The sequence below is a fragment of the Faecalicatena contorta genome (genome assembly GCF_001404335.1).
Taxonomy (GTDB): Bacteria; Bacillota; Clostridia; order Lachnospirales; family Lachnospiraceae; genus Faecalicatena; species Faecalicatena contortus_B.
In genome coordinates this window covers 19,856-43,167 of sequence record NZ_CYZU01000047.1, presented here as the reverse complement: position 1 = coordinate 43,167, position 23,312 = coordinate 19,856, and the positions used below count along the sequence as shown (strand labels likewise).

Annotated in this window: 29 protein-coding genes; 3 read left to right on the top strand and 26 right to left on the bottom strand. The window is 43.9% G+C overall.

What is annotated here, in order from left to right; genetic code table 11:
- The 24 genes from ARB69_RS26210 to ARB69_RS19145 all read right to left on the bottom strand — a co-directional run.
- Positions 1-155: PrgI family protein (locus ARB69_RS26210; RefSeq protein WP_167702511.1), on the bottom strand; the 155-nt coding region annotated here is incomplete at its 3' end.
- A 23-nt stretch (positions 156-178) separates the two neighbouring features.
- Positions 179-1,048 carry a VirB6/TrbL-like conjugal transfer protein, CD1112 family gene (locus tag ARB69_RS19260; RefSeq protein WP_055154719.1) on the bottom strand — a complete coding sequence of 290 codons (870 nt, stop codon included), beginning with the start codon at positions 1,046-1,048 and terminating at the stop codon, positions 179-181.
- A 12-nt stretch (positions 1,049-1,060) separates the two neighbouring features.
- The gene (locus tag ARB69_RS19255; RefSeq protein WP_017144663.1) at positions 1,061-1,276 is read right to left on the bottom strand and encodes a Maff2 family mobile element protein; all 216 of its coding nucleotides are present in this window, start codon (positions 1,274-1,276) and stop codon (positions 1,061-1,063) included.
- Between the two features lie 109 nt (positions 1,277-1,385).
- Positions 1,386-3,257, bottom strand: coding sequence for a VirD4-like conjugal transfer protein, CD1115 family (locus ARB69_RS19250; RefSeq protein ID WP_330377734.1), 1,872 nt, complete (start codon positions 3,255-3,257; stop codon positions 1,386-1,388).
- A 23-nt stretch (positions 3,258-3,280) separates the two neighbouring features.
- Positions 3,281-3,772, bottom strand: coding sequence for a PcfB family protein (locus ARB69_RS19245; RefSeq protein WP_055154717.1), 492 nt, complete (start codon positions 3,770-3,772; stop codon positions 3,281-3,283).
- 64 nt (positions 3,773-3,836) lie between these two features.
- Positions 3,837-4,649 carry an ATP-binding protein gene (locus tag ARB69_RS19240; RefSeq protein WP_055154716.1) on the bottom strand — a complete coding sequence of 271 codons (813 nt, stop codon included), beginning with the start codon at positions 4,647-4,649 and terminating at the stop codon, positions 3,837-3,839.
- A complete protein-coding gene (locus ARB69_RS19235) occupies positions 4,649-5,467 on the bottom strand; it encodes a replication initiator protein A (protein WP_055154715.1) in 819 nt (272 codons plus the stop codon). Before ARB69_RS19235 ends, ARB69_RS19240 begins: the two co-directional genes overlap by 1 nt.
- Before the next feature lie 10 nt (positions 5,468-5,477).
- Entirely contained in the window at positions 5,478-6,299 is an 822-nt protein-coding gene (locus ARB69_RS19230) for a replication initiator protein A (RefSeq protein WP_242857638.1), read from the bottom strand.
- A 52-nt stretch (positions 6,300-6,351) separates the two neighbouring features.
- Positions 6,352-6,744, bottom strand: coding sequence for a hypothetical protein (locus ARB69_RS19225; RefSeq protein WP_055154714.1), 393 nt, complete (start codon positions 6,742-6,744; stop codon positions 6,352-6,354).
- A 13-nt stretch (positions 6,745-6,757) separates the two neighbouring features.
- Positions 6,758-7,156, bottom strand: coding sequence for a single-stranded DNA-binding protein (locus ARB69_RS19220; protein WP_005344165.1), 399 nt, complete (start codon positions 7,154-7,156; stop codon positions 6,758-6,760).
- 13 nt (positions 7,157-7,169) lie between these two features.
- Positions 7,170-7,568 carry a hypothetical protein gene (locus ARB69_RS19215; RefSeq protein WP_044921493.1) on the bottom strand — a complete coding sequence of 133 codons (399 nt, stop codon included), beginning with the start codon at positions 7,566-7,568 and terminating at the stop codon, positions 7,170-7,172.
- Positions 7,569-7,694: 126 nt separating this feature from the next.
- Entirely contained in the window at positions 7,695-8,006 is a 312-nt protein-coding gene (locus tag ARB69_RS19210) for a DUF6050 family protein (protein WP_055154713.1), read from the bottom strand.
- Positions 8,007-8,041: 35 nt separating this feature from the next.
- Complete coding sequence (locus ARB69_RS19205) at positions 8,042-8,938, bottom strand: ParB/RepB/Spo0J family partition protein (RefSeq protein WP_055154712.1); 897 nt, start codon at positions 8,936-8,938, stop codon at positions 8,042-8,044.
- A complete protein-coding gene (locus ARB69_RS19200) occupies positions 8,928-9,713 on the bottom strand; it encodes a ParA family protein (protein WP_055154711.1) in 786 nt (261 codons plus the stop codon). Before ARB69_RS19200 ends, ARB69_RS19205 begins: the two co-directional genes overlap by 11 nt.
- A gap of 258 nt (positions 9,714-9,971) precedes the next feature.
- Positions 9,972-10,742, bottom strand: a complete 771-nt coding sequence (locus ARB69_RS19195; RefSeq protein ID WP_278313781.1) for a tyrosine-type recombinase/integrase — start codon at positions 10,740-10,742, stop codon at positions 9,972-9,974.
- A 151-nt stretch (positions 10,743-10,893) separates the two neighbouring features.
- Positions 10,894-12,171 carry a site-specific integrase gene (locus ARB69_RS19190; protein ID WP_002566647.1) on the bottom strand — a complete coding sequence of 426 codons (1,278 nt, stop codon included), beginning with the start codon at positions 12,169-12,171 and terminating at the stop codon, positions 10,894-10,896.
- 79 nt (positions 12,172-12,250) lie between these two features.
- A complete protein-coding gene (locus ARB69_RS19185) occupies positions 12,251-12,454 on the bottom strand; it encodes an excisionase (RefSeq protein WP_002566648.1) in 204 nt (67 codons plus the stop codon).
- 429 nt (positions 12,455-12,883) lie between these two features.
- Positions 12,884-13,123, bottom strand: coding sequence for a helix-turn-helix domain-containing protein (locus ARB69_RS19180; RefSeq protein ID WP_002566649.1), 240 nt, complete (start codon positions 13,121-13,123; stop codon positions 12,884-12,886).
- Positions 13,120-13,563, bottom strand: coding sequence for an RNA polymerase sigma factor (locus ARB69_RS19175; RefSeq protein WP_002566650.1), 444 nt, complete (start codon positions 13,561-13,563; stop codon positions 13,120-13,122). Before ARB69_RS19175 ends, ARB69_RS19180 begins: the two co-directional genes overlap by 4 nt.
- 588 nt (positions 13,564-14,151) lie before the next feature.
- Positions 14,152-15,189 (bottom strand): glycosyl hydrolase, encoded by a 1,038-nt coding sequence (locus ARB69_RS19165; protein WP_002566652.1) that lies wholly within the window; start codon positions 15,187-15,189, stop codon positions 14,152-14,154.
- A complete protein-coding gene (locus ARB69_RS19160; RefSeq protein ID WP_002566653.1) occupies positions 15,167-16,459 on the bottom strand; it encodes a glycosyltransferase family 2 protein in 1,293 nt (430 codons plus the stop codon). Before ARB69_RS19160 ends, ARB69_RS19165 begins: the two co-directional genes overlap by 23 nt.
- Before the next feature lie 21 nt (positions 16,460-16,480).
- Complete coding sequence (locus tag ARB69_RS19155; protein ID WP_002566654.1) at positions 16,481-17,668, bottom strand: nucleotide sugar dehydrogenase; 1,188 nt, start codon at positions 17,666-17,668, stop codon at positions 16,481-16,483.
- Positions 17,669-17,696: 28 nt separating this feature from the next.
- Complete coding sequence (locus ARB69_RS19150) at positions 17,697-17,981, bottom strand: hypothetical protein (RefSeq protein WP_018595755.1); 285 nt, start codon at positions 17,979-17,981, stop codon at positions 17,697-17,699.
- A 336-nt stretch (positions 17,982-18,317) separates the two neighbouring features.
- A complete protein-coding gene (locus tag ARB69_RS19145) occupies positions 18,318-19,154 on the bottom strand; it encodes a tyrosine-type recombinase/integrase (RefSeq protein WP_002573990.1) in 837 nt (278 codons plus the stop codon).
- A 377-nt stretch (positions 19,155-19,531) separates the two neighbouring features.
- Here ARB69_RS19145 and ARB69_RS19140 point away from each other — a divergent pair, with 377 nt between their 5' ends.
- The 3 genes from ARB69_RS19140 to ARB69_RS19130 are packed head-to-tail and all read left to right on the top strand — an operon-like array spanning position 19,532 to position 21,524.
- Positions 19,532-19,861 carry a plasmid mobilization protein gene (locus tag ARB69_RS19140; RefSeq protein WP_002566656.1) on the top strand — a complete coding sequence of 110 codons (330 nt, stop codon included), beginning with the start codon at positions 19,532-19,534 and terminating at the stop codon, positions 19,859-19,861.
- Positions 19,822-21,156, top strand: a complete 1,335-nt coding sequence (locus ARB69_RS19135; protein WP_002566657.1) for a relaxase/mobilization nuclease domain-containing protein — start codon at positions 19,822-19,824, stop codon at positions 21,154-21,156. The genes ARB69_RS19140 and ARB69_RS19135 overlap by 40 nt, the downstream gene beginning before the upstream one ends.
- The gene (locus tag ARB69_RS19130; protein ID WP_002566658.1) at positions 21,153-21,524 is read left to right on the top strand and encodes a cysteine-rich VLP domain-containing protein; all 372 of its coding nucleotides are present in this window, start codon (positions 21,153-21,155) and stop codon (positions 21,522-21,524) included. The genes ARB69_RS19135 and ARB69_RS19130 overlap by 4 nt, the downstream gene beginning before the upstream one ends.
- A gap of 175 nt (positions 21,525-21,699) precedes the next feature.
- On the opposite strand, the gene ltrA is transcribed toward ARB69_RS19130, so the two are convergent.
- Positions 21,700-23,091 (bottom strand): group II intron reverse transcriptase/maturase, encoded by a 1,392-nt coding sequence (gene ltrA, locus ARB69_RS19125; protein WP_055154709.1) that lies wholly within the window; start codon positions 23,089-23,091, stop codon positions 21,700-21,702.
- A complete protein-coding gene (locus ARB69_RS26805) occupies positions 23,069-23,269 on the bottom strand; it encodes a hypothetical protein (RefSeq protein WP_157355672.1) in 201 nt (66 codons plus the stop codon). Before ARB69_RS26805 ends, ltrA begins: the two co-directional genes overlap by 23 nt.
- Positions 23,270-23,312: the final 43 nt, after the last annotated feature.

Below are 23,312 nucleotides of genomic sequence, written 5' to 3'. Positions count from 1 at the left end.
GCGATACTGGAACCGATTGGTTTTCTCATGAACAGATAAAACGGAATTCCCACAACTGCGGCAAGTGAAAAGAAAATCAACTGCCGCTTTGTCAGATTTAACGCTACTTTTGTTTTGACCTTGGTAAGGTCTTTTGGTACTGGTACATACGCCATGGTATGCGCTCCTTTCCTGCCCGTTAGTGGGCATTGAATATCGATTTGCTAAGGCTTCCGGTCTTGAATAATGAAAATGCAAGAATCACGGTATAAGCCGCTACTGAAAACATTGCTGCATGAAGGTCACTGGATATGGTCATTGCATTTACTAAAACTGCATAAATTCCCACACAGACCATCATGAAGAATCCCTGAAATGCCAGTGCGAACAAGCCTTTTAAATAGTTGTTTCCGATATTGCCCCATTCCTTATTGGTCATGGTGGCAAACGGAATTGGTGCTATGGAAGTATAAAGGTAAATTTCTATCATTCTTCCGTACAAAATAACGGTTATGATGATCGACAGAATCCGCATGGTAATACTGATCAGCAGCGTTTCCATGGATAGCAGGAACAAATCCCCTAACTCCATATCCTCCAGGGCATCCACAATTCGTGTAATTGCTTCTGTTGCATCCACCGCAGTGTTTCCTGATATCACCCCGGCGGCATTGTTGACCACATGCTGGCCAACGTCAAAGACCGCCATCGTGATATTGAACGTATTTGTCACCAGATAAATGGCTACATACGCTTTGAAGATCCAGAGAAAAATATTGTAAGTCTCAAATTCATGGAAATTGTTTTTCTGTGTTACCATCGTGATCAATTCATAGCACAGGACAAAGGTGATGATCAGTCCCGCAATGGGGACAATCACCGCTTGGGATATATTCTGAATCAGATTAAAAATCCCTGCATTCCATCCCTGCGGTGTCTGTCCCACCTGCCCGGCTATGGTTCCCACCTGCTCATTGACAGACGTGAACATGTTATCCAAACTTGACTTGATAAGCCCGATCAGGATATCCTTTATCGCTTCCGTAATTCTCTCAATGATGGTGTTCATCTACCACTCCTCTTAAGAGAACAATGTTGCCAGCTGTGGAATCAGGGTAGTTCCCAGCAGCATGATTCCGGCACCAGCCATGAGCTGTTTGATGCCCTGGCTCTTAGCGCCGGGATTGTCATTCCCATATCCTTCCAGAAGGTTTACGACACCCCACACGCCAAGACCTGCACCGATTGCGACTACAAGAGTTTTTAAAGTTGTAATTGCACTGCTAAAAAATGCCATATACATTCACCAAAACTGACTTTTTTCAGGTGTTTACGGGAATGAAAAAACACCGACTAAAAAGCCGGCGCACCTAATGTCAGTTATTCCTTTCCTCATTATTTTTCGTTCATTCCCAAGGTTCCTCCGACAGATCCACCTGAATTACCTCCACCTCTTCTTCGGGTTTCGGTGTGTACTGCGGATTTAACTCTTTTTCTACTTTGTATCGGTTTTTCTCATTTTCATCTGCAAGAAACCGATAGTTTTTGTGTTTCGTGATATCATATTTATCTGAGAAAAATGGTCTGGCTCCACGGATCTGCAAGATACATTTCCCGCCATCCATAACTGCGATCTCATCTTCTGTCATCAGCTGTTTGCCTGTTTTCTGGTAATTCAGTCCAAAGGATTTCTGATTACTCCTCGTCTCCGAAGTGTTATACAGGTCAATAGTTTCCTTACCCAGAAGCTCGCTCATTTCCTTTAAAGTGGTTTTCTCTTTGCCACCAAGGAAAAGTGTAGTATCACAGTTGCCCAGAATGGTATCTGCACTATCCTTGTACATTGCCTTTAACTGGCTCTGTGACTGCAAAATAATAGAAGCAGAGATTTCCCTGCTTCGGATGGTTGCGATCAGCTTGTCAAACTGTGGAATCTGCCCGATGTTGGCAAACTCATCAGCAATGACACGCACATGCACCGGAAGTCTTCCACCATATACATCGTCTGCCTTATCGCAAAGCAGATTGAAAAGCTGTGACTGTAACATGGCAATCACAAAGTTAAATGTGGTATCCGTATCAGACATAATCAGAAACAAGGCTGTTTTCCTGTCCCCAATCTTATCCAGTTCCATTTCATCATAAGACATGATCTCACGAAGCTCTGCGATGTCAAATGGGGCAAGTCTGGCTCCACAGGAAATCAAAATCGATTTTGCAGTTTTGCCGGCGGCCATTTTGTATTTTTTATACTGTCTGACAGCAAAGTGCTGCGGATCTCTTTCTTCCAGTTCCTGGAACATCATATCCACAGGATTCTGGTAAGTTTCATCCTCTTCACGGGTTTCGCTTTCATTCAAAAGATCCAGAAGGGTATTCAGATTTTTTTCCTCTTCATCACCTTCATACCAGATAAAAGCAATCAGTGCTGTATACAGCAATTTCTCTGCTTTCACCCAAAAATCTTCGGAAGCTTTTTCCCCTTCGCCTTTGGTATTAACAATGATTGTTGTAACCAGCTTCAGGATATCTTTTTCAGACCGTATATAGGCAAATGGGTTGTAATGAAGAGACTTGGAAAAATTGATGGTATTCAGAACCTTAATCACATATGGCTCATGCACCACTTTTCCAGCCTTGTTTTTAATAACATTCCCATCTTTATCCCGCTTCGGTGGCCCCTTTGCCAATAACTTGCCACATTCCTCCACTAAACCGCCTTTGGGATCTGTAATGACCATGGAACAGTTCATCTGCATAATTGACGGCTTCACAAAAAACCGTGTCTTACCGGAACCACTGCCGCCGATGACCACTATATTTTTATTTCTTGCATACTTTGGCTGTTTTGGTCTGCTTTCCATAGTCAATGCTTCTGTTGCTGTCAACGGAATATTCATCCAAGGATCTTCCGACATATAAGGTTTGATATCCTCTGCAGTTCCCCATCTGGCTGAACCATACTCGATGCCTTTCCGTAATTTCTTTGCGTCTGCCTGTTTCTGCCAGACCAACACTTTCAGAACGACTGCAACAACAATACCTGCTAGCAGATCTTTCCAGTTATTGCTTAACACAAAACCAGCAAAAATCCGGTCTGCGTGTTCCATTGCATATAAAAGTTTGTTCCCCATATCTTCTCCCGGACTGTTCCGGTAAAGAAAAAATGCCCGGTCTGCATAGAAAGCAGCCAGAGCATAAGGGATATTTGTAAGAACCAGTTTCTTTTTATCCAGGGCGGACAGCTTACCCCCGATTTTATTCTTCCACTTCTGCATCAGAGTTTTACCGCTTTTCTTTTTCATCGACTCTGCTCCTGATGCCGGTTCTTTACTTTGTCCTTCGTCTTCTTTGGCATCATTGACCGGTAAGCTGCAAGACGCTTATGAATGGAAGGCTTATTCGCTTTTTGAATCTGTTTCTGGGAAAACTCACGGAAAGCAGCATTTAGGGCATCCTGATCACGTCCCTTGAAAAATACCAGATAAACCGGAGGATCTTTGCTCTTGTCTTTTTTCAGAGCATAATTGATCCCGTATTTTCTAGCATACCGTTCAAAGGACTTGATATTTTTGTCCGTGATCTCGATATTGACCATCCCGGCATTCTGTTTTGCCAGCTCTTTTACCGTGACCTTTCCCTGTTTCGGCTGATTTTTCTGTGCTTTCTTCTCTACTGATTTCTGCTTTTGATGACGCAGATACGCAACAAGAACCTTTTTCAACAGGTCTGCCGTAATCTTAGTAGCCCGAATACAGAACGTGACCGTTTTCTGAGTTACCTCTTCCTGCATGACTTTTCCCTCCTTTCAGCGATTCAACTGCTGTCCAGATTTGTAATCATGGCAATCACCCCCTTTAATGAAAAAAGACAGATTTACCAGTAATCAGGTTCTGTACCTGTACGAGTTTTTCTGTCCCTTCTTCTTTTCTCTTATCTTCTCCACCACAATAGATGGGAACACACATTTCAAGTATTCTGCTATAAATACGCTGATGGGCAGTATCTAAATCTGTGGATTTCATTTCATTCAGTCCCAGATTCGTTGTTACGATCAGCGGAAGCATTTTACAATAACGGCTGTCTATCACATTATAGACCTGCTCCAAAGCAAACTCGGAATTTCGTTCTATTCCTAAATCATCAATAATCAGCAGCGGATAATCCACAAGATTTTGTATAATCTGGTTCTTATCTGCCTGATAGCTGGTCATTTCATTTAAGATTCTGGAAAAATTCGTCATCATGACACGTTCTCCCTGTTCCAAAAGTGCATTTGCAATACAGCCTGCAAAGAAACTTTTCCCAGTTCCAACTGGTCCCATCAAAAGCAATCCTACATTTTTCCTCTTCATATCTGCCCAGTTTTCTACATACTGCCTGGCGATTAGTATCTTCTGGTTACTTCCATTGTCATTTTCAAATTTCCATTCCCAGAATCTTCTTTCCCGAAGTCCGACGGATTTTCTCTGATAAAGCAGTCGCTGTGCTTCTTCCCGCTGCATCTTTTCATCCAGTTCCTGTCTGGCTTTCACCTCGCATTCACACAAACAGGACACTACATGCTCAAATCCCATCAGACTGACTTTCATCTGTTTTCTTTTTCCACAGATGCCACAATGAAGACATCCCTCTTCATCCAGATAATCTGCTGTTACTTTATTTTCCATCACAGGCTTTCTCCTTCCTGAAATTCATATTTGTCCATTCCTGCCCTGGCACCATCCCGTTCTGCCCAAAGACAGATTGTTGCAAAATGATTCTGATACTCTTTTCCACTGGATTTCATATAAACAGAAAGATGATCAATCCGTTTCTGATAATCCCATGGAAATATTGTCATCAACTCCTGCAGTTCAGCTTCCGACAGAACAACATTTTTAAATCTACCATACTGACTGAATCTTTCTTCCAAAGCGGGAGTATTGCTCTTACTCTTATCAGTATAATTCTTTTCAGTCTTATTTATCTTAGTATTACTTCCATCCAGATTCTTGCAGTCCGGACTTCTATTTTTTTGCGTTCCGGACTTCCAGTTTCTTGCAATCCGGATTTCCAATTTCTTGCAATCTGGATTTCCAGTTTCTGGCGTTCCAGAAGCAAAGTATCTTACTGGCTTTCCTCTGCTCCGTTTCACAAAATTTTTCACATATATGACAGAAGGACGATTATTCCCCTGCCGATACCGCTCGATCAATCCAATCCCATGCACACTATCCAGCTCATATAGAAGCTTTGTCACTGTCGTATGCGACATTCGCAACAGCTCCTGCAATTCTGCAATCGTGTAAATGATATAGACATAACCATCACTGTCAATCCAGCCATTTTTCTTGGATAGGCTGATTCGATCAAGCAGAATTCCGTAAAGGAGCTTTGCGTCTGTAGACAGGCTTGCAAACTCTTTTTCTGTGAACAGAGCTTTTGGTATCCGAAAAAAAGAAAACTGGTCAGATTCTTCTGCTCTGAAATATTCAAAATCTGCCATAGCTTATTTCCTATTCTTCCTCATTATTAAAATCACACCCTGCTGCACTACCTGTTCCATGACACATCTCATTAAACACAAAGTTGAAGCACATCATTAACTCGCTCAGATAATAATTTCTTGCTTCTTTATTGCAGGCATACATATCCTCGATATAAACCTCCTCGTTTCCATTCATTCGTGCGATCGTTTCCAGAACTTTCATAAACTTCTTATTAGAGCAGCACTCATACTGTTCATTTACATATTTCTGAATTTCCAGTACACGTTCAGGCTTTCCATCAAAAACAGATAACACGCCAAATGCCAGATCCATACCAAACTCATAGCCATCGGCTTCTACGGCATCAATATCAAGATTACCTTCTTCATCGTAATAGCCACGCTCTTCCATAGGAGTCAGTGGTGTCTCATATTCATCCAGATATCCCATATCTGCAATTGTTCCCAGAATATCTCTGGATGCTTTCACCATCTTGTCCATGATATTTTCTCTTTCTTCCATCGGCATATTTGCCATAATTCTGTCTAATGTCATCATTGATTCTTCCTCCTTCTCATTTTCATAAATATCATTGATATAAAAGTGGTTCGCCTTTCCATTGTTTGGAACAATACGCACCAGCTTTCCAATCTTAACAAGTTCCTGTACTGCCTGATCTACTCCATATCGAGTCGTATTCAGGTCTTTCTTCATTTCGCTTTTCGGATAGATAACAAACAGATCCCCATTATGATCTAGCCAGCCATTCTGCACCGAAAATTTCAAACGATCCAGAAATAAGCTGTATAAAATCTTTGCTGTATTTGACAGATTTTTGTATTTTTCCATCTAGAACAGCACCTTCGGCACCTGCAGACAATCTACCGGCATATACTCCATCTTACTCATTGATTGTTTCCTCCTTCTGTTTGTACAGCACTTCAGCTGAATTGATATTGATTTCCAACATCCCTACAAATACCTGATAGTACAGCAGGCATATCTGTTCATCCTCCCTTGCCAGATACAATCCTTCCAGTTCATTGGACGGATGTTTCATTCCATATACTGCCTGACAGATATCATGGATTTTCTCACATTCCACACTTCTCAGATGCATCTCCAAAGTATGGTTAAATCTCTGCCAGTCCTCCAATTTCTGATTTACTGACATCATGCACTGGAACAGTTCCGCTGCTTCACATGCTGCTGACAGCACTACATTTTTGTTATTGATACTTCCATCGGCATTTTTCATATGCCCTACCATATACGCCTGATCTACTGAAACCATCTTTTATCCTCCTCTATCTAAACGGCATTTCCTCTTCCATGCCCTCCGGTATCTCTAAAAACCCTTCCGCATCTTCTGGAAACGGTGGTCTGTCAACCATTTTTGCACCTGCAAATTCAATCCGGTTTGCATACACTTCGGTGGTATAGATCTTTTTCCCGGTATCTTTATCTTCATAATTACCCGTGACAATCTCGCCTTCCACCATGACCTTCGTTCCCTGCATCAGATAATCTCTGGCAAATTCTGCTTTCTTTGCAAAAGCCTTTACCGGAATAAAACTGACTTCATCAGAATAATTTCTTCTAACTGCCAGAACAAACTTGGCAATCTTATGAAGTCCTTTTTCATTCTCCACTTCGTTGTATCCGGGATTTCTTACCAATCGCCCGGAAATAACTGTTGTATTCATTGGCTTAACCCTCCTATGCTTTCATTGATTTGTAACAGATACCGATACATGGTCCACATTTTCCATAGGCACATCCGTAACATTCATCTTTTTCCAACTCTTCCTGCTTCATTTCATCAGCAAACATTCCTAACAGCGTTGTGTAAATCTTTTTCATTGCCAGGAACTTTTCTTCTGCTTTTTCCATCTTCTCTTTGTAAAATGGAATCAGTTCACGAAGAACTGGATGGAAACGTTCATTTTCATCATCCCAGGCACAGGTTTTCATCATACAGCGTGGCTGTTTCTCATAATTGCCCAGATAATACGGGCAGAACGTACAACCTCTTTCTTTAACAATTTCTACCGGAATCACTGGCATCTGACTTTTGATTTCCTTTGTTACATGCTTACTTTCAATTCGCTCTCTCATCTAAAAATCCTCCAAGAATATATATTTGCAAAAGGGATTTCCCCCGAATTGCCTGATTTAGGGTACAAAAAAAGAGGCAAGCTTACGATTTTATTTTCGCAAGCCTGCCTCTTATCAAATATTCAATTATTTCCCGATGATATATCGTAAGAAAACGTATACCGCACGGATTACATACACTGGAATCATGATACTTCCAATCAAGGCTCCAATGATGACACTTAATGCAGCCATCCCAAGTGTTGCTGTTATATCCATTCCTTTTGGAATCAGGATTAGCCGCATTTTATGTATTCCAAATGGAAGTCCAGAAAGAAATATCCACCAGAACAAGTCTGTCTGTCCACTGACTTTCATGATGGTGGATACCATCCAGAACCAAAATAGCATAAATGCCAGTGGCAATATTGATTTTTTAATTACATATTCTATCATCATCTTTTTATTCCTTCTGTCCAATTTCACATATCATATTATTGTTTTTCTGCCCATGATGCCAGGAGCATAAATATCACTTCTTCCATCTGAGCCTTTGAATATGACTCCGGAAAATACTGTTTCAGCTTTTTCGCCGGAATCTGTACCTGTACTTTCTCAGTACTTTCATTCATACAAATCTGGTCAATTTCTGAATACGTCAACAACCGCTCTTTTGAAATCTGCTTCAATTCCTTTGCCTGCTTTATGGACGGTACCATATTGTGATTACTCATATACTGAAGCAATATCTGTTGTTCTTCACTTCTCAAATATGAAACTTCAACAGCTGTATTAAAGGGAAGCTTCTTCTCGTCTGCCAGTTCTAAAAGCTCTTCTATTAACTCTGTCAGATGAATGTACCGAAGAATCTGTCTGGAACTATCCCCTGTATTCTGACTGACTTCTTCTGCCGCCAACTTCTTGCCAACTTGGCAAGAAGTTAAATCGGACCGTTTCCCCTGACGCTTTAACGCCTCATATTTCATTTTATAAGCGAATGCCTTTTCGCTGATCAGCAGCTCTTCTCGTTGAATGTTGGAATCTACCATGATCACCGTCGCTTCATCATCTGTAAGATCTTTGATGATAACAGGCATTTTCTCTAATCCCGCAAGTTCACATGCTCGTTTTCGCCTATGACCAGCTACCAGCTCATAACCACCGGACTCTCTCAATCGCACAATACCAGGAACCAACACGCCATATTGTGTAATGCTTTCTGATAATTCTTCCATTTTCTTATCATCTTTTACTTGAAACGGGTGATTTGGAAATGGATGAAGGCTTCCTATTGCTATCTCACAAATTCCATTGTTTGTTTCTTCGTTTGTTCCAAACAACGCATCAAGTGGCTGTAAGGAAATGGGAGTTGCTCTTTTTTTAGATGGCATCTTTCAGCACCTCCTCCGTCACTCTCCGATAAGCTTCTGTAGCTTTGCCTTTCGGATCATAAGAGAAAATACTCTGTCCTTCTCTGACTGCTTCCTTCATTCTTACAGAAAATGGAATATAATTATCAAAGATATGAATTTGACTTCCATATACATTTCTGAGAAGTTCCATATTATTTTTAGCATCATTTGTATGAGCATCGACCATCGTAAACAGAATCCCACCGACTTGTAGCTTCGGATTGATCTGCTTACGGACCTTACCGATCGTTTTTAATAACTGCTGCAATCCTTTGATTGGCAGGTAGGATGCTTCAACCGGAATGAGGACTTCATCTGATGCAGCCAGCGCATTGATCGTAATCATTCCCAATGATGGCATACAATCAATGATGACTGCATCATATTGATCCTTGATACCATATAATATCTGTTTCAATACATATTCTCTACTCATTGCATTTACTAACTGTACTTCCGTACCTGCCAGTCCAATGTTAGAACAGATAATGTCTATCCCCTCTGCCTGATGTCTGATATAGCATTCGGAAGGAATATCTTCATCTTTCATTACTGCATCCATAAGAGCTGTAAGTGTTTCATTACTGTCATCACAATCACGATATCCAAATCCTGCGGATACATCAGACTGCGGATCGGCATCTACAATCAACACTTTCATATTCTTTTGTGCTAATCCTACTGCTAAATTAGCTGTACATGCGGATTTTCCCGTTCCCCCTTTTTGGTTTACAATAGAAATAATTCTAGCCATTTTTTCATCACCTTTCATCGTCGTCAATCAAAAAGAGGACTGAATTAGACAGCCGAAATCTATATTCCGTGCGAGCTAATTCAGTCCTATAATTACAATAATTCTGTTGTTTTTACTCTTGTCTTACACAAATCCATTTCCAGTCTGGATCTGTAATAATTCATAATCTGGAATGACAGCGCTGCCTTATTTTTCCCTTTTCAGGGAGTTAAAAATAAGGACTAAATTAGTGCAACCCCTTGTATTTACTGGAGTTTTCTAACTTGTCCTTATTATAACTCGACCATGAGGTGTTATACGCTCAAACTCATTTCCGCTTTGGTTGATCTGCTTTATTATGCGGTCAATTTCATACTGCACCCGATCCCGGCTTAACGGCTTCCCCTCTTCTGTGCAAAATACATACCTCCTTATATTTACGATCTTCTCTCCCCAGTAGTACTTTTGTGCATCCAATAGTTTTTCAACATCCCGGGTTAATGGAATGTCCCTCCGGGAAGACTTGGTTTTTGGTGTATCCTCATAATATCCTTCCCCCTCCTCATATTTTAATGTTCTGCGAATATGAATCACTCTCTTTTTCTTGTCAATATCAGAAAATTTAAGCCCCCGCAGCTCACCGTTCCGCAATCCAGTTCTAAGTAACATGGAATAGAAATTGAAAAGATAGCTGTCTTTTGCATATTCCATAAACATGTGTTGTTCTTCCTTGGTCATTGCTTTTATGATATGCTCTTCCTTATCACTTGGTACTTCTGCCAACTTTACAGGATTGCGCTCAATAAGTCCATTTTTAAAGGCCTGCTTAAAACATCCACTTAGAATAGCCGCTACTATTTTGATACTGGAAACAGCGTACTCCTCTTCAACCAGATCATTGTAAAGAGTTTGTATGTGCTCACCTCTGATATCGGTAATATACTTTTTGCCTATTTTGCCCTTCACCATGTAACTATATTGTTTCTTATATGTCGAAATAGTTCCTTTTTTGAGTTTATTCTTCTTATAATCATTTAATAGATTTCCAATTATCTCGTTAGATGTTCTTATATGCCGGTATAGCCCTTAACTTCGGGCTTTTCCGGCATTTTTCCTATCGGAAGAACCTCACAAACATTCTTATTACCCCTCATGTTTTCGTTCTCAAACGTAGTACAAACAGTAGTACATTCTGCGTATCTTATGCGGCCTTGGATTCCTGGGCGCTCTCTGACGCAGGCTGCGCGTTGACTGCGGCGGCGGTCTGTGACTTGGCTTGCAGCCGTTCCATTTCCTCCTGTGCGGAATGGAACGTGGCGTGGGCGTAATAGTTCAGCGTCATAACGATATTGGAATGCCCCATAATGTACTGCAATGCCTTGGGGTTCATGCCCGCATTTGCCATTCTGGTACAGAATGTATGCCGCATGGTGTGTGGCGTCATGACCTCCGGCAGCGGTTCCGCATGGAACTTGTTGAACTTCTTGGCAAGGCCCTGAAACATGGAATCATAGTTGACAGCCGCTTTCGGCAGTCCGTCCCGATTTAAGAACAGGAATCCCTTATACCCGTCCACCACAACGCCTTTGCCGTCCTTTCGCCTGTGCAACACACGCTGAAATGCTTTGTAGGCCGCTGCGCTCATAGGCACCTGGCGATAACCGCTGTCTGTCTTTGGCGCTTCGATGTAGTAGCCGTCCTCGGTGCTTCTCAAAAGCTGGTGGTCTACATTCACAAACCGCTTGTCAAAATTCAGGTCGGCAGGCGTCAGGCCGCAGAGTTCGGAAACGCGAAGTCCGGTTTCCAGCAGAATCAATACCTCGTCATAATACTTGGCATAAACGGGGTCACTCTGCATGAAGCCCAAAAGCTCCTTTTCCTGTGCAGGGGTAAGCGGCACCTTTGGTACGGTATCGTCGTTGATAACCTCATTGATCTGGAAGTCAAAGGGATTCTTGCGGAGGCAATCGTCCTGTACGGCCATGTGAAAAATGGCTTTCAGGGAACGCTTGCCGTTGCAGATGGTATGATAGGCCACGCCCTTTTCCTGCATACGCAAGGCCCATTCTTTGGCGTCAGACAGCTTCACGCTGTCGATGCTGGCCCCTCCGATTTTATCCTCGGACAGAAGTTTCATTAACTGCTGGCGGCTCTTATGGGTTCCCCGTTTCACATTGCCCCGCTGCCGGATATACTTTTCATATAGCTGGCACACGGTCATTTTCTTACCGATGGTGTCAATCCCATCGTCAAGGTCTTTTTGTATCTGCTTGATTTTCTCACGCAGAGAAATATCCGGGCGTTTTCCGGCAGGGATTTTGTCCGTAGGGACTAACTTCCATGAGTACACAAACTTCGGTTCTCCAAAGGTATCCGTATATTTGTAGGCGTATCTTCCGTCTGTTCGCTGGCTCTCTCCAGATTTCAAAAGGCGGCCTTTGCTGTCCCGCCTTTTTTCATCTCGTTCTTTTTTTGACATTTCGTCATGCTCCTTTCCATGACGGAAAGAGCCTTGACACGCTTTAAGAGTATTATAGCATAGTCAAGGCTCTTTTTCACTAGATTGTGTCAAGAGAATCAATGATTTTTTCAAATTTTTGCCGTTTGATCTGGATGCGGTTGCCGTTCAAAATCACCCAGCCAGCGGATGGGTTTTCCTCGGCAAGCCGACGCAGTTTGTTTTCTCCAATGCGAAAATATTTCGACGCTTCCTCAATGGTAAGCGTATACTTTTCCCAAATAGGCACATCGTTATTACTCATAATATGGCCTCCTTCTGTTCAAAGCAAAGGTTCCTTGTAAATGTGGGCAAAACACGGACGGCTGGCGGCCCAGCTCCACGGGCTTTTCACCCCCGTGTGGTTCTCACACGGCCCTACCCATTGCCTGTGACGCTTTTAACGCTCGGACTGTGGCTGTAAGGGAGTATCATTGTCCTGCCTGCACGTCATCGCCCATAAGCAGCTACGCTTATTTTGCGGCTGGGTGGTTGTCGCTCCGCTGTTTTCGTAGAAACCAGCATCATGGCGCACCCGCCGTCCGGCTCGGTGTAGACAGAATGTGTCCGTATGCCCTATGACGCGCCGCCATTGTCCTGCGGGCGTATTTGTCAAGGTACATACATCAGCCACCGAGCCGGCGGAAATGCGGAAAGAGAGTAATAAGACATTTCCGTTACCGTGGCCGGGTCGTTACTTCAAGGCAACGATGATGGAATGAATGAGCTTGATTTCCAAACGGTGCTTCATATACTCGTCCACGCACACATAGGGGATGCCGTTGCTGTCATACAAGGTGCGGATGCAGAGCTTGTTTATGTAGTCCTCATAGTACCGCAGCACTTGCTCCATAGCCATTGCATCCCCAGCGTGGGCAGCTTCCATCACCGAAAGGGGAAGAAGCTCTCTGCCGTTGAATGTAGGTTCCTTCATCCGCGTTTACCTCCCTCTGGCATGAACGCCATCAATTTCATACGCAACTGTTTCAGGGTCCTTGTCCTGTGACGCTGTACGGCGCTGCGGGACATTCCCATGAGGCTGCCGATTTCTCCGTCTGCCAAATCCAGAACACAGTGCAAAATCAAAATGCTTTGTTCCTGTTCCGGCAGGCTGGCGAACGCCTCGGCTACAAGCTCGTTGTCGATCAGCAGGTCATACCCATACGACGAAAAAACGTAGCTGTCGCTGGGGTAATCATCCACGACTGAGAGCTTGTCCATTTCCTCTTGTGTCAGAGCATCCAGCGACTTTTCACGTTCGCGGCGATGCGCCATCTCCGACCAGTAGCTTTTAGCCTCATTGCGGAGTACCGCTTTGCAGAAAGCATCATAGCGGTGCCGCAGGATAAAATCATTGCGGGGGATCGTTTCCATCTTTTCACCCCCTTTCTGTGGGGGATTTCGGTGGTTTTCTCCCTTTCCGCCAAAGTTACTGTTGAAAGGCCTCCAGCTACCCGCCAAACACCACTTTTTTAAAAAAATTTTGAAAAAGTGTTTGACCGATAGAGCGGGCCGAAGGAAATAACAAAATTCGCCCGGAAGGGCATAAACCCTCCGGGCGAACAAAAAAATAGTATGATATTTTATTGCATACGCAAATTCATGGTTCCGGCCACATTTCCCACGGGCCGGGGGATGTTTTTTTTAACGGTGTTACTCCCATTTCCGTTGGTCGATATCCCGTTCTACACATGACGGCTCCCTCCTGAAACCGCCAATGGGATCAGCGTTAGGGGGAATTGCTCCCATCCAATACCTTACGAACCGCGGTGTGGTTGCTCGGGGCGATCCGGCTGATGTAATGACGGCCTGATTGCGCAACGTTCCTTTGGTTTGATGTTCCATCTTTCACTTTCTCCATTTTTTTAGAAAATAACTTCGATACAAAATCCAAGGACAACAAACAGTAAAATGCTGATAATCGTTCCAACTCTCGTCATGATCTGATACTTTGTAAACTTCTTATTTCGCACAAATGTAATCCCTCGCATTCTCAATAAATGTATCTAATATCAATTCGCAATCTGTAAACTTGTATTGTCTTGCACTTTCTATATCTTGATTTAAGAAAATAAAACCGATGCATTTATCGTAGGTTCCAAGATAATCAAAAACAGATTGTATGTATTCATTGCGAACTTCATCACTGGTGCTATGCTCCGCGATCTCTCCAAAAATAATTGGCTTATTATATGCTTCCAAATAGTCTCTTTGACCTTCATTTTCATAGAATTGCTGAAAACTCTCACGGGAATCCAATGTGTTATTCAATGTCAATCCGACATAATCAACATACTCATCACCTGGATAATATTTCGTTGTGTATTCGTCTGCCCTGTTGGGAGACCATACCCACTTAACATTGGGAGCATATTCCCTACCCAAGTTCACAATGTGAACCCAAGCGTTTACATATGCGTGAGCATCATCTGTTTGCCAACTGTACCAACCAGATTTGTAAGAGGGCCTCATTTCCATTTCATGCGCTAATCGAACAAAAAGTTCTGTATTGGCTCTGTTATCCGAAGAGAGTTTCTTAAAATATTCAATAATTAAATCATCATAATACCCGTCAGAAACCAATTTTAAGTCCCAGTCGGTAGGCTGCAAAGTGATAAACGCTATATATTTATTGTCGTCTAAACATAAAGAAATCTTGTAATCACTTGTCTGATCAAAACGATCAAACCAAGCTAAAGTATTGATGCTGTCAGCTAAAACATCAGTCTCTTCGGGGCCTTGAACATAAACGCCCAAATATCTTTGTCCCTCTGTAATAGGATAATATTCAGACTCGACAACTGAGGATTCTGTTACAATAGATTCCGTAGTTGGTTCTTCCAGTGTAGCTTGACTATTACTCGGAGCCTCAATAGACGCAATGCTGTCAGAGCCATCGGCCTTCTCGGTATCGACAGGCTGTTCGTTGCAACCAACCCATAATATAAATATAGCAGCCGCGAATATACAAATGCAATTAAGGAACTTCCACTTTATCATTGTCCTCCTCCAATTTCCGGGTGCCCCATTCCATATCGTCAGAGCAGAGCATAAGGCCTAGCAATCGGATAGGAACCATGACAACAGTTAAAACAAGGATGAATACTGGAAGCAGTAATGTATAATACCACTTCACACTTCTCATAACCTTAATATTTCGTGAACCAAAACTAATGATACAACCAAGAAGAATAAAGAGAATGATCTGCCACCATGGAGCGGTATATGCCAATGTTGGAATCGCGCAGCCAAGTATATTTAACACCTTGCAAATTATAGTATTGGCATAAACGCTAACCAGCATCATCGGACTAATCATATCTGACCAGTAAATAAAGCACATCAGCTTGGCGTTTTTTAACATCCAAGGAGTCATTCTCAGATTGTTATACTGTGAACCTTCCGACCATCTTAACTGCTGCCTGATAAATTTTTTCCATTCGGTGGGCGCATCTGTATAAATTACTGAGGTGTCTTGCATAACTGTTTTGTACCCCTTTCGGAGCGTCAGGTTTGTGAGGCTTCTGTCATCGGATACTTCTTTGTGAAATCCCATGAATGTCTCATTCATAAAGTCATACATCACATCTATCAAAATCTGAGTACGGAAAGCAATTGTCCTGCCGGGAAGGCAGCCCACTTTGCCTGTAACGCTCATTGCTTTCATCGTTCCTTCAGCTCTGATCTCTTCAAGCAAATTTGCAAACATGGTTACGAGTTTGCGGTCAGGATCAAGTATTTTCTGTCTGGTTGTAACACCGCCAATTTTTTGATCACAAGCAAAAGGCTTCAGCAACTCGGACAAAGTATCCTCTGTCCATACCGTATCACTATCCACAAGCACTGTTATATCGGAATTCGGATTAATGTGCTCCATTGCCACACGGATCCCATTTCTCTTACCGGCAACAGGTGTATAATAATGCTGAACAGGAGTAAAGCAAATTGGTAAATTCCTGTTGAAATCTACACACAGGTTTTCAAGCCCCTCGTTTTTTGGCCCATTAATGACAACTATAATCTCAGACGGATTCTGGCGTGCTATTTTCATCAGAACACTATAAAATAGATCTAATGGTTCGTCAACGACTGGGAGCAGCACCGATGTAAAATAATTTATTTCTTTATCTTCATAATCATATGGCTTATATCGAATAGCATGGAAAAATACTATTCCCCATCGAATGAAAATGAATGCGAAGAAAAACATAAAGAGGTGAAGGTTATGAGTTTTGATATAATCCTCGACCATCAAGAAAAATGTGTACATTACAATCACCGCCTCGCCGGGTCAATCTCTTCCAAAGATGTCTCTTGTATAAACCTTATACATAACTTCCGAGAGTTCACTGGAAACTCTATTAGCAACAATAACATCACATGAACGCTTAAACTCCGCAAAAGAATGTACAACCTTATAACCCATAAACTCTGCGGCATCGCCTAATAAGGGTTCATATATTACAATTTCTTGTTTTTCTTTGGAAAGCCCCTCCATAACACCCCAAACAGCACTTGAACGGAAATTGTCAGAATTAGACTTTGCCGTTAAGCGGTAAATACCAACTGTGCCAGGATGTTTATTCAGAATTCCCTTTATGACATGGCCTTTTTTGGTGTGGTTTGCCTGACACACAGCGGTAATCAAATTTTCAGGAATATCATGAAAACTTGATTTCAACTGCTTTGTATCTTTCGGGAGGCAATATCCACCATAGCCAAAAGATGGATTGTTATAATGCTTACCAATTCGAGGATCATGACAAATTGCATCTATGATGTTCTTTGTACTTAACCCATTCATTTCTGCAAAGGTATCCAATTCGTTAAAGAACGCAACACGCATGGCTAAATAAGTATTAGCGAAAAGTTTAGCGGCTTCTGCTTCATCAAGCCCTATAATCAAGACGGGAATATCTTCTTTATTTGCGCACTCTTGCAAGATGGTTGAAAAAACCTGTGCATGGATAACCATAGCAGGGTCTGCAATATCTGTACCAACAACAATTCTGGAAGGGTACAAATTGTCGTATAGGGCTTTCGTTTCTCTTAAAAATTCAGGGGAAAATAGAATGTGGCTGGTGTTATATTTTTTTCGCACACTCCTTGTATACCCAACAGGAACCGTACTTTTGATGATCATAATGCAATGATCATTATTTGCCATACAAATTTCTATGGTGGAATCAACCGCATGAGTATCAAAGCTATTGGTTTCATCCTCATAATTAGTAGGTGTTGTAATAATTACATACTCGGCGTCTTTATATGCTATTGCCGTATCTACAGTGGCTGTCAAATTTAGTTTTCTTTCGGCAAAAAACTTTTCGAGATATACGTCCTGAACGGGAGAAATACGGGAATTAACTTTCGCAACCTTTTCTTCATCAATATCAAGCACTATTACTTCATGCTTTTGGCCTAACAGAGTGGCAAGAGATAACCCCACATAACCTGCGCCTACAACAGTAATTTGCATAGCATTCTAACCACCTTTCTATTCAAATTCATTCTCGGCTCGGATGACGTTGCAAACCGCTGCAGTGTTCCGATAGATGCTTCATCAACGTTTCTTTCGCGGCGGATGCATCCGCTTGCTGGGAAAGACCCGTCAGATAAGCCAAGGCGTCATTCCACGTTTTTAGCGAAAAGGCTTCCGAAGGAACATGTAAAAGCTCCCTGGACAGATGGAATTGCTCCCATGGGCTGAGATACCGCAAATCCGACAGATACCCACATCCGGCCTTCTGGGCCAAGCACTCCAACAATTCTACCGACCATCTTTCTTCCACTTTATTCACCTCCTGCCATTTCAAAGGGAATATCCTAACCACAAACTTTCCTTTTCTGAACGATTCAATTACCGCAGAATAATGATTCTGGGGTAATCGTTACTGCTTCTAGGAAGAAAATTATTATTTTAATCAACTAAGGGCGTTCTGACAGGCATAAAAAGCAGACCTGCGCACATATTTCGCGGTGCAGGTCTATTTTTCGTATTTATTTTGCTGTTCTATATGTAATAAATGGTTGAAAATCTGCTCTGATACACTTATAATAGAGCTAATCAGTTCTACTTGTAACTGAGCAAGGGGGCCATGGAACCACAGAATCATTATTCCGTGGTGCTATGAGATCAGATGCATCCGCTGTAAGGTTCGCTCATGTTCCCGTGTGCCCATAGCTACATAGATACGCGTGGTGTCCACGGAGGCGTGTCCTAAAATATCCGCAAGATATGCCAGATTCTTTTTGATGGCATAATAGCATTTTGCAAACAAGTGCCGCAAATTGTGGGGAAAGACCTTTTCAGGATTTACCCGCGCCGCCCGGCACAGCTTTTTCATATCATGACAGATATTGCTTCGATCTAAGGGCTTTCCGGTACGGGTGCAGAACAGATACCCCGTTCGGATGCCTTTTTCTTTGGCATAGGCGTTCAATTTCCGGCACAGCTCTTTTGTCAAGAGAATGGTGCGGATTTTGCCTTTCATGCGGATTTCCGCTTTTCCTTTGTGCAATGCCTCCACAGTCAGAAAGGAAAGCTCACTGACCCGGATTCCGGTGGTGCAAATGGCAAGCATCACATGATACAGGCGGCTGTCCTTTTTCCTTTTGGCAGCGTCTAACAAGCGGTGGTATTCCGCTTCGGTCAAATCTCGGCTGTCATCCACAAATACCGTATGCTGGATTTTCAAAAACCTCACCTTGCAGGCCGCCAGCCCCAGGTAGTCCAGATAGGAATGAATGGCGGACAGCTTGGCATTTACGGTGCGGGCATGGTGGCTCTGTTGCAGTTGCTCTCGATATTCCAGCACCTTTGCTTTTGTAGGTTCTTCCCCCTGTAAAAATGAAAGAAACCAAACCAACTCACGAACATACTTTTGTATGGTTGCGTGAGATTTTTCATGTTCGGTCAAGTAGATGCGGTACTCCCGCAAGATTTCATTGTAATTTTGTTTCATCGTGTTTTACCTCTTCTAAATTGATAGTATGAAAGTAGTATGACAGAATCTTTTATACCGTATTCTCTGCAAAGGTAAAACAAAAGAACGGGTAAGTTTAACGATGTGCTGTAGACACGGACCGTCAAGCGAACGCGTCAAACGGATTCGGCATTTGTTTATCATTTGTTGTATGGAGGCCAAGGGCCTCTTATTTTTTTGCAAATTTTTCTTTCCAAAGCGCTATTTTGCGGGTAGTTTGATGGCTTCTCAGAGTATTAGGAGTGGAGGAAAAGAAAAACAGCAAGCATAGGGAGTGTAGCCACACTCCCGGCAAACGGCTTCCCGTTTGTATCTTGGGGAAGTCCCCAAACCCCTGAATGAACGGAGGTGAACCAATGGCAAACCGAAAACGGAAATTTGTGCTGCGCGTCCCAGTGACGCCGGAGGAACGGGCGCTGATCCAACAGAAGATGGCCCAGCTTGGCACAAAGAACTTTTCTGCCTACGCCCGGAAAATGTTGATCGACGGCTATATCGTCCATATCGACACCGGCCCCGTCCGGGCGCAGACCGCAGAGCTGCAAAAAATCGGCGTCAACATCAACCAGATTGCAAGGCGTATCAACAGTACCGGGACTGTGTACGCGCAGGACTTGGAGGACATCAAGGGGGCGCTGGCACAGATATGGCAGTTACAAAGATCCATCCTATCAAGTCAACGCTGAAAAAGGCGCTGGACTACATCGAGAACCCGGACAAGACCGATGAAAAGCTGTTCGTTTCTTCCTATGGCTGTTCCTATGAAACGGCGGATATAGAATTTCAAATGCTGCTGGATCAGGCGTACCAAAAGGGAAACAATCTGGCACATCACCTGATACAAGCCTTTGAACCGGGGGAAACCACGGCGGAGCAGGCCCACGAGATCGGGCGGCAGCTTGCCGATGAAGTGCTGCAAGGCAAATACCCCTATGTGATTACCACCCACATTGACAAGGGCCACCTGCATAACCACATCATTATCTGCGCCGTGGATATGGCGAACCAGCGCAAGTACATTTCCAACCGTCAGAGCTACGCCTTTATCCGGCGCACCAGCGACCGGCTGTGCAAGGAACACGGCCTGTCTGTGGTAAAGCCCGGCAAGGACAAGGGCAAGACCTATGCCGAGTGGGACGCACAGAAAAAGGGCAAGAGCTGGAAAGCAAAACTAAAAATTGCTATCGACGCGGCCATCCCGCAGTCCAAAGATTTTGACAGCTTTTTGCAGCTCATGGAGGCGCAGGGCTATGAAGTCAAACAGGGCAAGTTTATTTCATTCCGCGCCCCCGGACAGGAACGCTTCACCCGCTGCAAGACCTTGGGGGAGGATTACACCGAGGAACGGATCACCCAGCGAATCAAGGGCATTGCCATCGACCGAGGGCCGCGCAGAAGAAGCGCCGGGGAAATCTCCCTGCGGATCGCCTTGGAGGACAGTATCAAGGCCCAGCAGTCGGCGGGCTATGCGCGGTGGGCGAAGCTGCACAACTTGAAACAGGCCGCCAACTCCTTAAACTTCATCACGGAACACCAGATTGACAGCTACGAGGGCTTGGAAAGCAGGCTGGCCGAGATCAGCGCGGTGGGCGACGCGGCGGCCTCCGCCCTGAAAGACGCAGAACGCCGCCTTGGGGATATGGCGCTGCTGATAAAAAACCTCTCCGCCTACAAGCAGCTCCGGCCTGTGGTGCTGGAACTGCGAAATGTCAAAGACAAGGCCGCGTTCCAGCGGCAGCATGAAAGCCAACTGATATTGTATGAGGCGGCGGCAAAGGCGCTCAAAGAGGCTGGGATCACAAAGCTCCCCAACCTGTACGCCCTCAAAACCGAGTATAAAAAGCTGGACGCAGAACGGGAACGGCTGTCCGCACAATACAGCGAAGCGAAACAAAAATTGAAAGAATACGGCATTGTCAAACAGAATGTGGACAGCATTTTGCGGACAGCGCCGGGAAAGGAGCTTACGCAGGAACGATGAATATACCGAGAATGAGTTACCCCCAATACCGCAAGGCCCGCAGGCTCACCCATGAGTGCTGCAACTACTGTAACGGAAACTGCCTCCTGCTGGACGATGGGGAGGAATGTGTCTGTGTGCAGAGTATTTCCTATTCGCTGCTGTGCCGGTGGTTCAAGGTGGCCGTCCTGCCGCTGGACGCGGCCCTGTGCGCCGAAATCACCAAAGGCCGGGATGATATCAAACGCTGCACCGTCTGCGGGGCGGCCTTTACGCCCAACTCCAACCGGGCCAAATACTGCCCGGATTGTGCGGTGCAGGTACGCCGAAAGAAAGAGGCGGAACGCCAGCGGAAAAGATACCTCCTGTCTACGCATTTAGGACGGTAAAAATACACGGAAATCAAGGGCTTTTCCGCATGGACAGCAGGCAGATGGATAAAGTTATCCTGTTCCCCGCAAAACGGGGTTCTAAATGCGGGAAAATGGACAAAATCGAGTAGGAGGGAGTGATTAACTCCCGTCCTCTCACACCACCGTGCATACCGTTCGGTACACGGCGGTTTCAACGGTTGACGTGCACGGACTGATAGGCTGTGGCTAAATCATAATAGCCTCTGTTTATCAGTCTTTCTTTTGTCATTGCCATATTTACCGCTACCGTTTGTGTGGTAAACCAATAGCCTCTTCGGCTGTTCCCTGCCTTCCATGCCAATTCTTTCGGCACTCCCATTTTCAGCAGGTTCTTTACCTTCGTTTTCGGTTTCTTCCATTGTTTCCATATACACATTCGGATTCTGTGATATAGCCATTGGTTCAGTCCCTCTATTCGGTTCTTCATATCTGCTACTCCATAATAATTCAGCCAGCCCCGCATATACACCTTTATCTTTTCTAACGATGGGCGTATGCTCTGAACAGACCTTCGGGAACTAAGGTCTTTCAGTTTTGACTTCATTTTCTTCCATGACTTCCCATGAACTCGGACATAAATGCCCTTTCCGTTCTTTCCCAATGTGAAGCCAAGGAACTTAAAATTTCGGATTGCAAATACACTTACTACACGGCTTTTCTTCTGGTTCACCTGCAATTTCAGCGTCCCTTCCAGATATTTCGTGCTTGTTTCCAGAAGTCTCTTTGCGGCTCTCTCACTTTTAGCTAACAATACTATATCATCTGCGTAACGTACAAAAGCCACTCCTCGTTTCTCGTACTCCTGGTCGAACTCGTTCAGATAGACATTTGCCAGCAGCGGGGATAGATTTCCTCCTTGCGGCGATCCTTCCTCTGTCTCCATGACTACACCGTTTTCCATGACACCACTCTTTAGGTATCTCTTTATCCATTGGATAACCCTTTCATCCTTTACATCTCTGCGCAGGATATTTAATAGCATTTCTTGGTTCAGAGTATCAAAGTATTTCGACAGGTCCAATGCAACGGCATGGGTGTATCCCTGTTCTGCATACTCTTTTACCTTTAAAATGGCGTCCCTGGCGCTTCTTCCCGGCCGATACCCATAGCTGTTCTCCGAGAACAGCGCCTCATAGACTGGCATTAACTGCTGTCCTATGGCTTGCTGGAAGATACGGTCTTTCACGGTTGGAATGCCCAGCTTTCGCATTCCTCCCTCTGGCTTGGGAATCTCTACTCGTCTTACTGGGTCGGGGGTGTATTTTCCCCTTTTGATTCTCTCTATCAGTTCCTTTTGATTTTCCCTTAGGCAGTCACCTGTTTCCTCTACGGTCATTCCGTCGATTCCCGGCGCTCCCTTATTCGCCTTTACTCTCTTAAAAGCTCTGTTTAAGTTGTCCTTATTCAGTATCTTCTCTAAGAGTTCCGGCTGTGCACTGTCTCTTTCCTTCCATATCCGGCGGAAAGAACGGTGCGCTCTCACATACCCTTCACGTTCCGCGCTGTCTCTTTGTGAGCAGCTATCTCTGTTTTCTGTACCCAATGTTCTTTCCTCCTTTCCCGGTTGTACTAAAGACTCCTGTTGATTCGGTCCTTCGTCTCTCGACTACTACGACCTCTGCTGACTTCTGTACGTTCAGCACTACCTCACGATAGTGGTTATCCCTTTCAGGACATTCCGCACAGACCTCCCCGGGTACCACACGTTTCTTTCTCTCCATCTATCTGCCACATTTACCATACATGATTCCGTGTGGTTATTGG